General features: G+C 27.2%; 15 protein-coding genes. 1 reads left to right on the top strand and 14 read right to left on the bottom strand.

Translation table 11 applies throughout. The annotated features are described in order from the left end of the window. Positions 1-2: 2 nt before the first annotated feature. Positions 3-455, top strand: coding sequence for an NUDIX hydrolase (locus AAQM_RS08915; protein ID WP_228254539.1), 453 nt, complete (start codon positions 3-5; stop codon positions 453-455). On the opposite strand, the gene AAQM_RS08910 is transcribed toward AAQM_RS08915, so the two are convergent. The 14 genes from AAQM_RS08910 to AAQM_RS08845 form a co-directional block, all read right to left on the bottom strand. After that, a complete protein-coding gene (locus tag AAQM_RS08910; protein ID WP_171920702.1) occupies positions 418-2,064 on the bottom strand; it encodes an N-acetylmuramoyl-L-alanine amidase family protein in 1,647 nt (548 codons plus the stop codon). The two genes, AAQM_RS08915 and AAQM_RS08910, sit on opposite strands and share 38 nt — an antisense overlap. Before the next feature lie 116 nt (positions 2,065-2,180). After that, positions 2,181-3,260 (bottom strand): nitronate monooxygenase, encoded by a 1,080-nt coding sequence (locus AAQM_RS08905; RefSeq protein ID WP_129095752.1) that lies wholly within the window; start codon positions 3,258-3,260, stop codon positions 2,181-2,183. A gap of 12 nt (positions 3,261-3,272) precedes the next feature. Further along, positions 3,273-4,481 (bottom strand): tyrosine--tRNA ligase, encoded by a 1,209-nt coding sequence (gene tyrS, locus AAQM_RS08900; protein WP_129095751.1) that lies wholly within the window; start codon positions 4,479-4,481, stop codon positions 3,273-3,275. 17 nt (positions 4,482-4,498) lie between these two features. Continuing rightward, positions 4,499-6,643 (bottom strand): RelA/SpoT family protein, encoded by a 2,145-nt coding sequence (locus AAQM_RS08895; RefSeq protein WP_129095750.1) that lies wholly within the window; start codon positions 6,641-6,643, stop codon positions 4,499-4,501. A 36-nt stretch (positions 6,644-6,679) separates the two neighbouring features. Further along, entirely contained in the window at positions 6,680-6,898 is a 219-nt protein-coding gene (locus AAQM_RS08890) for a DNA-directed RNA polymerase subunit omega (RefSeq protein WP_129014214.1), read from the bottom strand. 20 nt (positions 6,899-6,918) lie between these two features. Next, entirely contained in the window at positions 6,919-7,626 is a 708-nt protein-coding gene (pyrH, locus tag AAQM_RS08885) for a UMP kinase (protein WP_128987234.1), read from the bottom strand. 56 nt (positions 7,627-7,682) lie between these two features. Continuing rightward, positions 7,683-8,750 (bottom strand): ATP-binding protein, encoded by a 1,068-nt coding sequence (locus tag AAQM_RS08880; protein ID WP_129095749.1) that lies wholly within the window; start codon positions 8,748-8,750, stop codon positions 7,683-7,685. After that, positions 8,747-9,685, bottom strand: a complete 939-nt coding sequence (gene pdxA / locus AAQM_RS08875; protein ID WP_129095748.1) for a 4-hydroxythreonine-4-phosphate dehydrogenase — start codon at positions 9,683-9,685, stop codon at positions 8,747-8,749. Before pdxA ends, AAQM_RS08880 begins: the two co-directional genes overlap by 4 nt. After that, positions 9,682-10,464, bottom strand: coding sequence for a pyridoxine 5'-phosphate synthase (locus AAQM_RS08870; RefSeq protein WP_129095747.1), 783 nt, complete (start codon positions 10,462-10,464; stop codon positions 9,682-9,684). Before AAQM_RS08870 ends, pdxA begins: the two co-directional genes overlap by 4 nt. Before the next feature lie 22 nt (positions 10,465-10,486). Then, entirely contained in the window at positions 10,487-11,896 is a 1,410-nt protein-coding gene (locus tag AAQM_RS08865; RefSeq protein ID WP_129095746.1) for an anthranilate synthase component I family protein, read from the bottom strand. Positions 11,897-11,908: 12 nt separating this feature from the next. Next, on the bottom strand, positions 11,909-12,883 hold the full coding sequence (locus AAQM_RS08860; RefSeq protein ID WP_129095745.1) for an SPOR domain-containing protein: 975 nt from the start codon (positions 12,881-12,883) through the stop codon (positions 11,909-11,911). A gap of 28 nt (positions 12,884-12,911) precedes the next feature. Beyond that, positions 12,912-14,174 carry a serine hydroxymethyltransferase gene (locus tag AAQM_RS08855; RefSeq protein WP_129096169.1) on the bottom strand — a complete coding sequence of 421 codons (1,263 nt, stop codon included), beginning with the start codon at positions 14,172-14,174 and terminating at the stop codon, positions 12,912-12,914. 24 nt (positions 14,175-14,198) lie between these two features. Beyond that, positions 14,199-15,716, bottom strand: a complete 1,518-nt coding sequence (lysS, locus tag AAQM_RS08850) for a lysine--tRNA ligase (protein WP_129095891.1) — start codon at positions 15,714-15,716, stop codon at positions 14,199-14,201. Positions 15,717-15,725: 9 nt separating this feature from the next. Beyond that, complete coding sequence (locus tag AAQM_RS08845) at positions 15,726-16,460, bottom strand: CvpA family protein (RefSeq protein ID WP_129095892.1); 735 nt, start codon at positions 16,458-16,460, stop codon at positions 15,726-15,728. Between the last annotated feature and the right edge of the window lie 38 nt (positions 16,461-16,498).

The following is a 16,498-nucleotide window of genomic DNA, read 5'->3' as shown; positions in this document are numbered from 1 at the left end:
AAATGAAAATGAGATCCCATGTTAAAACTTATGGAGTAGTTCCTTATTTAATTAAAGGGAATGATATAAAAATATTGTTATGTTTATCTGTTGCTAGTAAAGATAAATGGGGATGTCTTAAAGGAACAAAAAATAAAACCGAAACAGCTTATGAGTGTGCAAAAAGAGAGTTTTATGAAGAGAGTTCAATCAGTGTTGAGATAGCATTATTTGAAAATTACTTTGAACAACTTAATATTGATAAAGATGTTGGAGTTTGGCTAGTAAATGCTACAAATATAGAAGATTTGGATAAATTTTTTTCTAATGATACTCTAAAAAGTAATTATTTATCTTGGGAAAATTCTAAGGTGAAATTCTTTTCTTTAAATAATTTACCGAGGATTAAAAATAAACAAGTAAATTTAATAAAAGAGATTAAGGATTTTTTGAAAAGTAAGAATCTATCCCATTAGCAATTCCATTTGCTAATAACTCTTGGTAATTCTTTTCGTATAATCTTCTACTCTCTTCAGGATGAGAAATATATCCTAACTCTATTAAAATAGAAGGCATTTGAGCTCCCACTAAAACCCAAAATGGTCCTTCTCTAACCCCTGAATCTTTTGTATCTTTATATTTTGTTCTAGCAGCTTGTAACAATCCAGCTTGTACATCTATTGCAAATTTATGTGAAGCAGTAATTCTTGGACGATTTAATGATTCAAGAAAGACATTTTTAGATGAAGCACTCATTTCTCTAATATCAGATTTGTTTTCAAGAGCTGCTACTCTTTTTGCTCTTTCACTTCTTGCAGGACTTAAAAAGAAAGTTTCTATTCCAGAAATTTGATTAGCTTTTTCTTTTGGAACTGCATTTGTATGAATAGATAAAAATAAGTCAGCATTTTTATCATTGGCTAAGATTGTTCTATCCATAACCTTTATGAATTTATCTTTATCTCTTGTTAAATAAACTTTATATCCTCTTTGTTTTAAAATGGATGCTAGATATTTAGATACACTAAGATTTACTACTTTTTCATATCTCTTTTTAGGTCCAACTGCTCCAACATCATCTCCTCCATGTCCTGCATCAATAACAATAGTTTTATTTATTTGTTTTTTAGTAATAATTTGAGTTTTTTGTTTAGTATTCTCATTATTTAAAACAACAGGAGTTACTATTAATTCTTTATTATTTAGTGAATAAGTAATCTTAGTATTAGAGTTATTTATAAATCTAATTCTTACTGTATTTGTATTATTTTGAGTTGTAATAATTTTGTCTATACCACTTATATTTAATTTAGTAGGATTAACATATTTATATTTCCCTTTTATGTCAAAAATAGTCTCAAAATTTTTATTATTTGTAAAAGATTTAAATTTTATATCATTTTTCGTGTAATTTTTATTAAATTTTACAATAATCTTATCATCAATAGAAGTGATAGAGCGAATTTCATTTTGAGTATCTATATTTGATTCTTCAATATTTTCAACAGGATTGGAAATAGAGTTTTCATTTTTCATAACACTAGGATTACTTTTTGTTTTGATATTATTAACAGTTATAACAACTTGCCTTTTACTTATTGTATAAGATGTATTTAGCGTTTCTTGATTAGATAAAACAATTCTTAGTATATTTGGTTGAAATTGACCCAATGTAACTTTATCAATTCCATTTAGTGTGAGTTTAGTTGGTATTGCATCTTTAAAATAACCATTTATATCAAAAACATTTTTATATAAAGGAGGTTGATTTAATTTAAATGCTTTTATATCTTCTTGTGTAATATCAACATTAAAATCAATAATAATTTGATTATTTTTACTATAAACAGATTGTATTGAATAAAGAATTTTTTGATTATTTGTATTTTTATTATTATTTACTTTTGTATTATTTTTGATTTCAATGTTTTTATTTAAATTGGATTTTACAATATTAGTTTTAGCTTTTTTTTCCAGTAAAAGTTCTAGTTTTTTTTTATCTGGACGTACATCTTTATTTAATTTTTCTCCAAAAGATATAATTTTATTTAATTCTTCAATCTTTTGTTCTTCATCTTTTTTCAAAGAAGCTTTTAAAAATTCAATTTTTGCATTACGATATTGTTGCTCAAGATAATTTAGGTTATCGGCAAGTAATACATTAATAACAAAGATGAAAATAAAAAAGATTCTAAGTATAATTATTCTCCAACAGTTAATTTTTGTATTAATTCTTTTACAGAAATTATTTTATCAATTCTATATCCATTTGAACCTGAGAAGAAAAGACCAGTTTCTACATCACCTTGATAAGCAGCTCCTAGTCTGTCAGCAATACAGTAACCCACTAATTTTGCTTCATGTCCTCTATTACATGGTGCAACACAGTTCGAAATACATTGAACCTTTGGTGCTGTATGATTTTCAATTGAGAATTGTAAATTTGTTCTAACTCCACGTGCAGGTAATCCAACAGGCGATTTCATTAGTTGAATATCTTCAGCTTTTGCATTTAATAAAACATTTTTAAATTTAGCATCTGCATCACATTCAAATGTTCCTATAAATCTTGTTGCCATTTGAACACCAACACAACCCATATTTATAAATTTATCAATATCTTTTTTATCCCAAATACCACCAGCTGCTATAACAGGAATATTTCCCCATTTTTTTGCTTCTTCAATTACATCTGGAACAATATTTTCAAGTTGAAATTCTTCTTTATAACAATCTTCATATTTAAATCCTTGATGTCCTCCACTTAATGGACCTTCAACAATAACAGCATCAGGTAATTTGTTATATCTTTCCCATTTTTTACAAATAAGTTTTAAAGCTCTTGCACTTGAAACGATAGGAATTAATGCAACATCTGGATACTCTTTTGTAAATTCTGGCATATTAGTAGGAATTCCAGCACCTGTTATTATGATATTTGCACCTGCTTGACAAGCATCACGTACTACTCTTCCATAATCATTAATTGCATACAAAACATTACAAGCTAAAGGTGCATCTGCACATATCTTTCTTGCATTTTGGAAAATTTCAGTAAGAGCATCTTTACTATAAAAGTTTAAAACATCTTTTGGTTTATCTTTTTTTGTAATAATATTTACATTTTCACTCTTATTTTTATAATAACCTGTTCCAACAGCTGAAATAACTCCTAGACCACCTTCAAGACTTACATTTCCAGCTAATTGATCCCAACTAATTCCAACTCCCATTCCACCTTGGATTATTGGGTGTTTTATTTCATATTTTCCTATTTTCAAACATTAGCCTTTCTATTTTATTATTATCTTAGCGAAACTTTTTTTACCTTTTTGTAAAACAAATTCACCTTTTTCTAAATTTAACTTATCATCACTTATTTTTTCTTGGTTTATAGACACAGCATTTGCCTTTATATCTCGTCTTGCTTGAGAAGTTGAGTCAACAAGTTTACTATCAACTAATGCTTGACAAATCCAAATTGATGTTTCAAAAGTAAACACAGGAATATCCGTTGGAATATCTTTTTTAGCAAATACTTTTTCGAATTCCTCTTTTGCTTTTTCTCCAAATCCAACACCATGAAATCTATCAACGATTTCCATTGCCAAAGATTCTTTTACTTTTTTAGGATGTAAAGTTTCATTTTTTACACCTTCTTTTATTTCATCTATTTCTTTTAAAGATTTAGATGATAATAGTTCAAAATATCTCCACATTAATTCATCAGATATTGATAAAATTTTTCCAAACATATCAAAAGGTTCATCAGTTACACCAATATAATTACCTAATGATTTAGACATTTTTTGAACACCATCTAAACCTTCTAAAATAGGCATCATTAATACAGCTTGTTGTTTTTTACAATCATAAGCTTTTTGTAGAGTTCTTCCCATTAAAAGATTGAATTTTTGATCTGTTCCTCCAAGTTCTATATCTGTATTCATAGCAACTGAATCATAACCTTGAAGTAAAGGATATATAAATTCACTAACAGCAATAGGAGTATTAGAAGCATATCTTTTAGAAAAATCATCACGCTCAAGCATTCTTGCAACTGTCAAATTTGAAGCAAGAGCTATTAATCCACCTGTTCCTAACTCTTTTAACCAAGTTGAATTAAACATAACTTGAGTTTTATTTGGATCAAGTATTTTAAAAACTTGTTCTTTATATGTTTCTGCATTATTTAAAACTTGCTCATTACTTAAAACTTTTCTAGTTTCACTTTTACCTGTAGGGTCACCAATTGTTGCAGTAAAATCACCAATTAAAAATTGTATAATTCCACCAAATTTTTGAAATGTAGCAAGTTTTTGTATTAAAACAGTATGACCTAAATGTAAATCTGGTGCAGTTGGATCAAAGCCTGCTTTTACATAAAAATTCTCACCTGTTTCAAAATATTTTTTTATTACTTTTTCTATTGCTTCAATATCTATAATTTCAGCAGTTCCACGTTTTATTTCATTTAGTGCTTCTTGAACTCTATTTTCCATCAATTATTAACCTTTTCTTATTTGTTATATGCATCTTTTTTCGAGAAAAATTCTATAACTTTTACTTTTTTTTCAATTATTTTTTTTACTTCATCAATATTTGATTTATTTGCTTCAAACTCTATATCACAATATTGTATGTAAGAGTGTTTTTGTCTTCCAAAATCTACACCTAAAATATAAAATTCATTTTCAGCCATATATGTAAGCACTTTGGCTAATTCTCCTCTTGTATTGGGAATACTTATTACCATTTTATATTGATAAACACTATTTTTTGTCCATTTACAAAAAAGCATTTGGTGATTATTTTTAATTTTATTATAGGCTTTATCGCACATTTTATGATGAATAATAGCTTCATTGTTATTTCTAAAAGCTACGATATCATCTCCAAACTTTGGATGACAGCAATGGTCAAATGATACAGAAGTTATACTGAAATTTGAATATATTAACATATTATCAAATTTAAACTCTTTTATTTTACTAGTTAATATTTTAAACCTAGTCATTAATCCTTTATCTTGTACTATGTTTTTTTCAATAAGTTGTTTAGAATTTTTGAAGAAATCTAATACTAAAGGAACTTTATAAAGAGATTCAATAGGATATATTTTTGTAACATCTTCATAATATCTAGAAAATACTGTATTTAAGATATTTTTACCAGACATTTCATCTATTTCTCTTTGTCTATGAGTACATAAAAATTTAATCTGTTTTTTTGCTCTTGATGTTTGAACCATATCAATCCAAGAACATCTAACAATTATATCATCTCCTGTTTCAATAGAGACAATATCTGTACTTTTAAGCACAGTTAAAAGAGGTTTTTTTATTTTATTTATATAGCAAGCAATAGCTTTTTTACCAACATTTGAATGTACTGCAAAAGCAAAATCATAGGCTGTTGAGCCAACAGGAAGAGTAAAAACTTCACCTTTTGGAGAGTAAACTATAATTTCTTGAGTATATAAATTATCTTTTGTTTCTTGATAAAATTCTTCTATATTTTCATTTGAAAACTCTAAAGATTTAAGCCAATTTAAATTTGTAGTATTTTTAACACCTGATTTATACATCCAATGGGCTGCTATTCCATATTCTGCTATTTTATTCATTTCGAAAGAACGAATTTGAATTTCATAAATTTTTGAGTTATAAAATACTGTTGTATGAATAGTTTGATAACCATTTTCTTTAGGCGTTGCAACATAATCTTTAAATCTTGAAATTAAAGGTTTAAATTCTAAATGTATAAAACCTAAAACTTTGTAGCAATCAATATCATTTTCAACTAAGATTCTAATAGCGAAAAGATCTAAAACTTCATCTATCGAAATCCCTTTTCTTTGCATTTTTAAGTAAATTGAATAATGATGTTTTATTCTTGAATATATTTTAATTTTATTTAAATCATATCCATTTTTTTCTAATAGATTTTTTGTTGTAGAGATAAAATTATTAAAAGTAAGTTGCATTGCATGTTCTTGCTCTTTTAAAAAATTATCAATTTTTTTGTATTCATTTGGATAGATATAAAAAAATGCTAAATCTTCTAGTGCATTTTTTAGAGTGGAGATACCTAATCTATTTGCTATTGGAACATAAACAACTAAAGTTTCTTCGGCTATTCTTTTTTGTTTATTTGGAGGTAATACATTAAGTGTTAGCATATTATGAAGTCTATCACAGAGTTTAACTACCAAAACTCTAACATCATCTATAGAAGCAATAAGCATTTTTCTAAAAGTAAGTGCAGATGATATTATTTTAGAATCAGTAGCATCACTTGCAGTAACAAATTCATGTTCTCTTATTTCAACAATTTTGGTAAGTCCATCTACCATTATTGCAATATCATTTCCCCATTTTTCTCTTACAAAATCAAGGGTATATTCCGTATCTTCTACTACATCATGAAGTAAAGCTGTTGCAATTACTGATTCATCTTTGGAAAAATGAGCTGTAATTGCAGCAACTAATACAGGATGAACACAGTAAGGCTCACCACTTTTTCTAAATTGTCCCTCATGTGCTTCTATTATGAAATTAATTATTTCATATAACTTAGGAGAAATCTCAATTTGAGTTTTTAGTTTACTAATAGCATCTTCAATAGCATTTATGCTTTGAATTTCTTTAAAAAATTGTTCCATATACTTAGACCAAAAAAATAAGTTATTTAACTTATTTTATTTTTTATCTACAAATCCTTCTATTTTTAAAAGACCCGCTGCAATTTCATCAATAGCAATATCAGTGTATTTCATTTTTTGAGTATTTAATTCTAATAAAGGCTTTGCACCTTTACTTAATTCATCTGCTCTTTGTCCAACAGCAATTGCTAGTATATATCTATCATTGTCAACTTGTTTTAATGCTTTTGAAATTCTTTCTTCTAATCTCATCATTTCTTATTCCTTTTAGTATTTTATTTAACTATTGAACACTTACTATAATCACCTTTTACGATTTTTAGTAAGTTTCCTTTTTCATTCATATTTGCAACAACTATTGGAAGTTTATTATCTTTTGCTAGTGCAATTGCTGTGTCATCCATTACTTTTATATGGTCTTCTAACGCTCTATCATAAGATAAAGTATCTAATTTTTTAGCATCAGAGTATTTCATTGGGTCTTTATCATAAACACCATCTACTTTAGTAGCTTTTATAAGCATTGAAGCACCAATTTCAGTAGCTCTTAATGTTGCTCCTGTATCTGTTGTAAAGTATGGATTACCAGTTCCTGCTCCAAATATTACAACTCTTCCTTTTTCTAAATGCCTCATTGCTTTTCTAACAATAAATGGTTCGGCAATTTGTTCCATTTTAATAGCTGTTTGAAGTCTTGCACTTAAACCTTTATATTCTAGGGCTTCTTGCATAGCAACTCCATTTATTACAGTTCCTAACATACCCATATAATCAGCACTTGTTCTTTTTATGACTCCGTCAGCTGCTGCGGTTACACCTCTAATTATATTTCCACCGCCAATAACGATACCAACTTCAATACCATTTTCTACTAGACTTTTTATCTCTTCAGCTATATAATCCAGTATTTGAGTATCAATTCCATAACCTTCTGCACCAGCTAGTGCTTCACCAGAAAATTTAACAAGTACTCTTTTATTCATGCCCTTTTTTCCTTCAATAATTTTTGGATTTTATCTAAAAAATCATTAACAAATACTTAGCTTAAAGCCCATTCATAAAAAGGAATTACATTTATTTTTATTTTTGAGTCATTGATTTTTTCACTATTTGAAATAGTTATTATATTTATTTCATTTATATCAAATTCATGAGAAATTTTAATTATTTTTTTCACTAAATTAGCAGTTAAAAAACTATTAAAAAATGGAATAGCAATCACAGCCATATTTTTTGATTTTATATAAAAATCAATATTATCTAAATAATAAATTTCATCATATCTATTTTGTAGTTCTAGAAAAATCATATTCGAGAATTCATTTTTAAATTTTTTAGAATGGGAAATAGCATTAAAAAATGAGTGATTATATGTGTAAACTTTTTTAAGAGATTTCTCTTGATTATATTTTGCTATAAAATATATTATTTTATTGTTTTCTACTTTTTTGCAAATTTCATAAAATTTATCTTTAGAAATTTTAATTTTTAATTTTAATGAATTAAATATTTGAAAAAGTGATTTTTTTTCATCAATATTTTCAATTAAACTTTTTAAAATTTCGTAATAAGTTTCATCTAAAGAAGAGAGTTTTAATATCTCTTGTAACCTTTGTATTTTTTTATGTTCATCAATATTTATCAATTCAGGTAAATTACCAAATTTTAAAAAACTGTTGAAACTTTGTGTTATGTTTTGGTGTTTATTATCATGAAGTAAATATTCTTCAAAATCTAAAGCATTTAATATTATATTTTCAAATCCTCTTATTTTATAAGGATAAGAAGTAGAAATAATTATAGTTTCACAAGTTGGAATTTCAAATTGGAACTCAAAATTTTCTAAAACTAAAATAGTGATTTCATTCATTTTTATAAATTTTTGTAAATCTACATAAATTTCTTCAATATTATTTCTTAAATCAGAAAAATCTAGATATAAATAATCTTTAGATTTATGATTTGATAAGTAATCGTAGATTAAATAACTTTTCCCCGTTTTGGGAGGACCACTTATTATAGTTTTTGATTTTTCAATTTTTTGTTTTCGTTCTATAAAATTAATTTTTGAGAAATTAATTTCATAGCAAGCTTCTAATATTTTCATTTTTTAATATGAATTAAATTTATAGCTTCTTTTATAGCATTTATATAACTTTGAGTATTTATATCTTCATTTTTATAGGCAATATTAAAAGCAGTTCCATGATCAACAGAAGTTCTGATAATTGGAAGATTTAAACTTATATTCACACTCTCATCAAAATATAAAGCTTTTAATGGAGCTAAACCTTGGTCATGATACATTGCAATAAAATATTTATGATTTTTTCTTGAATTTGGTGAAAAAGCTGTATCTGGAACTAATGGGCCTTTAAAAATATTTTTATCTAAAAATTTATTTGCTTTTTTAATTGCTTTGAAAATTTCTATCTCTTCGTCCCCCAAAACTCCATTATCACTTGCATGGGGATTTAATCCAAGAACAGCTATATTGTCGCTTTTTACATTATTATAAAAATCAATTAAAAATTTTGTTAAGTTTTCTTCAACTATCTTTTTAGCTACTTTTTTCAAAGGGATATGCTCAGTAAATAAAGCTACAAACATTGAAGAACAACCAAGCATCATAATAGCATCTTCTCCAAAATAATCTCTCAATACTTCTGTATGACCTTTGTATTTTATATCTGCTTTATTCCAAGCTTCTTTATTTATAGGAAGTGTACAAATTGCTTCAACTTCTTTTTTATTTGCCAAATTTATTGCATCTAAAAATGAATCATAAGAGTATTTCCCTGATTTTTTAGAAACTGTTCCAGGTTTAATTTCAAATTCACCCTTTGTCTTAAATATTTCAAAACTTTTTGGAACTTCAATTTTTAGTTCATTAGAAGCTTTTTTTAGCATTTTATTATTTATACAATATATTGGTTGACAAATATTAGAGATTTCTTCGTGACATTTTAAGGCGATTTCAATTCCTATGCCATTTAAATCTCCAATACTAATGGCAATTTTTGGTTTTTTATTTTCAATCATTTTTTAATAAGTTCTTTCATATCAATTATTGCTTGACTAAGACCTTTAAAAACTGAGCGTGCAATAATACTTTGCCCAATATTTAACTCTTCAATTTCAGGAATTTTTGAAATTAAAGTTACATTTTGATAGTTTAATCCATGACCAGCAGCAACTTTTAGACCCAATTTTTTAGCAATTTTTGCAGAATTTTCTATCTCTTTTATAGAAATAGCTAATTTAGTTTTCAGTTCATTTTTAGTTAATTCTAACTCTTTAATTGAATGATGTGTATTAGAAAGATTTGAATGAAGCATTGCATAGATATTAGCAAAAGTTCCTGTATGTAACTCTATCCATTCAACTTCTAGTTGATTTGATAAATCAATAATTTGTTCATTTGGATCAATGAAAAGTGATACTTCAATTTCATTCTCATGTAATTTATCGATAACTTTTTGAAGTTTTTCAAAATTTTTCTTTATATTAAGTCCACCTTCTGTTGTAACTTCATCTCTATTTTCAGGAACTAAAGTTACTCTTGAAGGTTTCAAATTACAAACAATATTAATAATTTCATCATTGATTGAACATTCTAAATTAACAGGTAAAGAAGATTGCTTTATTATTGCAACTGCATCATTATCATGAATATGACGTCTATCTTCTCTTAAATGAATAGTTATTTGATCTGCTCCACTTAATTTACAAATTCCAAGTGCATCAAGAGGATTAGGGTCATTTATTTTTCTAGCTTCTCTCAAAACTGCGATGTGGTCTATATTTACACCTAGTAACAATTTATATCCTTTAAATAAGAGATTATGATAAGTCTTTTAATGTTGCTATATTAGCAGCAAGTTTATTTGTAACTTCTAAATATTCATCTTCAGGTTTTGAATCAGCAACGACACCTGCACCTGCTTGAAAAATTACAGTATCTTCTGTTAGCATTGTAGTTCTTATTGTAATTGCACTATCCATATTTCCATCAAATCCAAAATATGCAATACTTCCTGAATAGAAATTTCTTTTTATTCCTTCAAATTGTGCAATTAATTCCATAGCTCTAATTTTAGGTGCTCCTGTCATTGTCCCAGCTGTAAAAGTAGCCATAAATAGATCAAACATGTCATATTTGTCATCAATTATAGCTTCAACATCAGAAACCATATGCATAACATGAGAATATCGCTCAACTCTCATCAAATCTGTAACTTTTACAGTTCCTGGACGTGCAACTCTACCAACGTCATTTCGACCTAAATCAACAAGCATGATATGTTCAGCTCTTTCTTTTGCATCATTTACCATCTCAAGTTCTAGTTCTAAATCTCTATCAAGATTTTTTCCTCTTTTTCTAGTTCCTGCAATAGGTCTTAAAAGTAAATGTCCATCAACAAGTCTAATCATAACTTCTGGACTACTTCCTGCAATTGTAAATTTCTCAAATTCAAGTAAAAACAGATAAGGACTTGGATTTTTACTTCTTAAAGCTCTATAAAAACTTAAGTGATCCACAACAGCTTTTTGGATAAATCTATTTGACATTAAAATCTGAAAAACATCTCCTGCTTTAATCATCTCTTTAGATTTTGAAACCATTTCAAAGAATTCTTCTTTTGTAAAATTGAATCTACCTTCATCTAAAATAGTTGCTTTTTTTAAAGGAGCATATGAGTATGTTGTATGAAGTAATTCTTCTATAGTTTTAAGTTCATCTTTTTTAGAATCAATAGAGGTTACCATCACAAGTTTTGAAGTTTTATGAGAAAAACCTAAAATTATATTTGGTCTTATTAAATCTAAATCAGGAATACCTAGTTGATCAACTAAATTATTCATTGTATTTTTTAATTTTGGTTCAAACTCTTTTCCTATGTCATAACCAATATTTCCAATAAAACCATCTATTAAACCAATTCCTAACTCTAAAGCTTTATCTTTATATACTTGTTTATCAAAATTTTTATAATATTTTTTTAAAAAAGCTAAAGGGTTTGAATCTACAATTTGAATATCACCTTGTTCATTTTTATAATAACAAGTATCTTTTTCATACCAAACTCTTTCTCTAGCTCCAATTATTATATATGAATAATTTCCCTCATTTGAGTTTATTGTACTTTCAAATAAAAAAGTAATTTCATTTTGATATAACGATTTCACTTTTTCATATATTGATACGGGTGTAAATTGGTCTAAGAAAAGCTCTTTTGTATAAAAAATCATTATTTACTCTTTTTAAAATTTAACAATAAAAGCACTAGATAAATCTAATTTTTGCTTAACATCTTCCATATTTTCAGCAGCAGCAGCTCGTGTTGAATATGGACCTATAAGTACTTTATTATATACAGTACCTTTCACTTCATCTTGGTAAATTTTATATTTAAATCTTGCATTTCTAATTGTATTAATATAACTATCAGATGGTTTTCTTGTAAATGCCCCAACTTGAATAAAAAATCCATTTACCATTTCAGAAGAAGAGTTATCTACTAAATCTTTAACACTTTTTTTTGTTTCTACTTTTTTTTCTACAGGTTCTTTTATAATAGAAGTTTTCTTTTCAACAGTTTGTTTTACTTGTTCTTTTTGTACCGTTTTTTTCTCTTCTATTTTTTTGATTGTTTCATCAATAGTTTCGTTAGAGATATTTGTTGGTTCTTCTTCTTGAGAAATTTGTGTTCTTTCTGGTTCTTCTACAGTCTGTTGTAAAGCTTGTAATCTATCTTCTGTTGATATGGCATTTTCAGGAATTATTGGTTCATTAGAATCTTTTTTTACTCTTTCATTTATTATTTTTTGGAAATTTTCTTCAATATTATTATTTTCTGATAATTTCTTTATTTCTGATGAATTTGCATTGTTTGCAGTAAATGAATCATCTTTAGTAGGATCATTTGTTAGTAATCTAATTATTATAATAGTTAATAAAAATAAAACAACAAGAACAATACCTAATATTAGATATTTTTTCTTATTTTCATCATTATTACTATAGCCACTAGAATTAAGCATAATATTATCAAGTTCATGTTCATTTGGTTCAAATTGAGGTGTACCATTAAATTTTGCAGATTCATTATTATGATTAATATTTATATTATTAATCGATAAATCAACATCTTCAAGTTCGCTAAGTTTTCTTTCTAGCTCTTCTCTTTCTTGTTGAATCTGAACTTTTCTAATGAACTCTTCACCTTTTATTTGCATAACTAATCCTTAATTTATAATAGAAACCCTAAAAAGTCGATTGATTGTAAATCACAAAATTAGAAGCTAATTCTTCTAATTCTTTGTTGATTTTAGCATGTAATGCTGAATCTTCAATGTTATCTAATACATCACAAATTTTGTTTGCAATAATCTCAAACTCTTTTTCTTTCATCCCTCTAGCTGTTAATGCTGGAGATCCTATTCTAATCCCTGATGTTACAAATGGACTTCTTGTTTCTCCTGGTACTGTGTTTTTATTTACAGTAATTCCAGCATTTCCTAAAGCTGCATCTGCATCTTTTCCTGAAAATGGTTTATTTAAAAAGCTTACTAATACTAAGTGATTATCTGTTCCATTTGAAACGATGTCATATCCTCTTTTCATTAATACTTCTGCTAATACTTTTGCATTTGCTTTTACTTGTTTTGCATAATCTTTCCATTCTGGAGCTAATATCTCTTTAAATGCAACAGCTTTTGCAGCAATTACATGAACAAGTGGTCCACCTTGTAATCCTGGGAAAATAGCTGAATTGATTTTCTTAGCAATCTCTTCATCATTTGTCATAATCATACCACCTCTTGGACCTCTTAAAGTCTTGTGAGTAGTAGTTGTAACAACATCAGCATATGGAAATGGTGACATGTGTTCACCAGCAGCAACAAGTCCTGCAATGTGAGCAATATCAGCAAATAAAATAGCACCAACAGCATCAGCTATTTCTCTAAATTTAGAAAAATCAATCTCTCTAGCATAAGCACTTGCTCCACAAACAATGATTTTTGGTTGAGCTATTTTTGCAATTTCTAAAACTTTATCATAATTGATTCTTCCATCTAATTCAACACCATAATAAAATGCAGAATAGTTTTTACCAGAAAATGATGGTTTAGAACCATGAGTTAAATGTCCACCATGAGATAAATCCATACCTAAGATTTTATCACCAGCACTTAATAACGCAGCATAAACAGCACCATTAGCTTGAGAACCTGAATGAGGTTGAACATTAGCATAAGTACAACCAAAGATTTTACAAGCTCTGTCAATAGCTAATTGCTCAACAGCATCAGCTTGCTCACAACCACCATAATATCTTTTGTAAGGATAACCCTCAGCATATTTGTTAGTAAAAACAGAACCCATAGCTTGCATAACAGCAGGACTAGTGAAGTTTTCACTAGCAATCATTTCTAAATGGTTTGTTTGTCTTTCTAATTCTTTTTCAATTATTGAAAATACTTCATTATCTGCTTCTTTTAAATTCGCACTTGTTATATAACTCATCTTTTTCTCCTTTAGGATTAATTATTATATTTCATCATCATGAAGATTAATTTCATGTTTTACAGGTTTCATAGCAGGGAACAGTAAAACATCTCTAATTGAGTGTTGATTTGTAAGCATCATTACAAGTCTATCAATACCAATCCCTTGTCCTGCTGTTGGAGCCATACCATAAGATAAAGCATTTACAAAATCTTCATCCATTTCGTGTGCTTCATCATCTCCACTATCTTTTGCTGCCATCTGTCCTTCAAATCTTTGAAGTTGATCAAGAGGGTCATTTAACTCTGAAAATGCATTTGCTATCTCTTTCCCTGCAATAAATAATTCAAATCTATCTGTTAAATGTGTTTTTTCATCATTTCTTCTTGCAAGTGGAGAAATCTCAACAGGATATTCAGTAATAAATGTTGGATTAATTAATTTCGCTTCTACGTATTCATCAAATAATTCACCTTGAAGTTGCCCAAGATTCATTTTTTCATTTACATCTAAATTTTTTGATTTCATGAATAATATGATTTTTTCTTTATCTTCAACAATATCAGCAGGAACTCCACCGATTTCACTTAAAGATTGAATTAATGGAATTTCCGTGAATTTATTAAAATCAATTTTTAAATCTCCATAAGGAAGGATAGTAGGTAATTCTAAATGTTCAAATAAGTATTCAAAATATTCTTTTGTAATAATAATTAAATCTTTATAAGTTTTGTATGCCCAATAAAATTCAATTGAAGTGAATTCAGGATTATGAGTTGCATCCATTCCTTCATTTCTAAAATTTCTATTTATTTCAAATACAGCTTCAAATCCACCGACAATTAATCTTTTTAAATAAAGTTCAGGAGCAATTCTTAAATATCTATCTATTCCTAAAGCATTATGATGAGTAACAAATGGTCTTGCATTTGCTCCACCTGCAATTGGATGCATCATAGGTGTTTCAACTTCTAAAAATCCTTTATTTTCGAAGAATCTTCTAGTTAAAGAGATAACTTTACTTCTAATATGAAAAGTTTTTCTTACTTCAGAATTCATGATTAAATCTAAATATCTTTGTCTATATCTTAACTCTTTATCTTGAATTCCATGATACTTTTCAGGAAGTGGAGAAATGGCTTTTGTAAGTATTTTTAAATTATCAACATGTAAAGATAGTTCCCCTTGACCTGTTACAAATGGATAACCAGTAACTTCAACAATGTCCCCAACTTCTATATTTTTTTTAAAAATCTCATTATAAAAACCTTCAGGTAAATTATCTCTTGCCACATAAACTTGAAGCATTCCACTTTCATCTTCAATTTTTAAAAATGCAGCTTTTCCCATCAATCTAAAAAATTTAATTCTTCCAGCAACTGTATAACTTCTATTTTCATCTCTTTTGTTTTCAGTATGAAAAATATCACTATTTACATTTAAATACTTCGATATTGTGCAATTTCTTAAACTCTCATTTGAATAAGGATTAATCCCAACTTCTCTTAATTTATCAGCTTTTTCTATTCTTTGTTGTATATATTTATTTTCGAACAATATTAAATCCCTTTATTGGTTTTCTTCTGGTTTATTTGCAATGTTTTTTAATTTTTCTTTCATTACATCAATTTCTTCAGAACTCATATTCGTAGATTCTTCTACTTTTTCTTCTACTTGTTTTACTATTTCTTCTTGAATAACTTCTTGAACACCGTTTACAGTTGAGTCTACATTTTCTTGAATGTTAGATGTCGTATCTTTTACTATAGGAGATTCTTTAACTGTATCAATAGCTTTATTAAAACTATTTGTTAAAGAACCTGTATCAAGTTTTATAATGTGTGAACCAACGCTTATTAAATGTGGCATCACAGCAGAAGTTGCAAATTTTTCATCTATAACTTTTCTAAAAGATTCTACTTGATATAACGCATAAGCAATTACAGAGAAAATTAAAAATATTTTTGCGGCACCAAAAATAAATCCAAATAATCTATCAATAACTCCTAATCCACTAGCTGAAAATATTTTACTAACTACAATACCTGCACTGTAAACTATAAGCCAAACACCCACTAAAGCAACAACAAAACCAATTAGCTTTATAGTTGCTTCATTCTCTAAAACTAAAACAGGAGCTAATAAATCTCCTGTTTCTTTTGAAATTCTTGAAGCTACGAAAATTGCACCAATGATTCCAATAATTCCGAAAACTTCTTTTATTAAACCTCTAAATAGTCCCTTTAAACCCAATATTAAAGTAATAGAAATTATTATTAAATCAAATACAGCAAAACCTTGCATACAAATCCTTTTCTTATTAATGCGGGTATTGTATCTAA

The organism is Arcobacter aquimarinus (assembly GCF_013177635.1).
GTDB classification, from domain to species: Bacteria; Campylobacterota; Campylobacteria; order Campylobacterales; family Arcobacteraceae; genus Aliarcobacter; species Aliarcobacter aquimarinus.
Note: the sequence above shows the minus strand (reverse complement) of the source record. Positions and strands in the feature narration are given on the sequence as shown.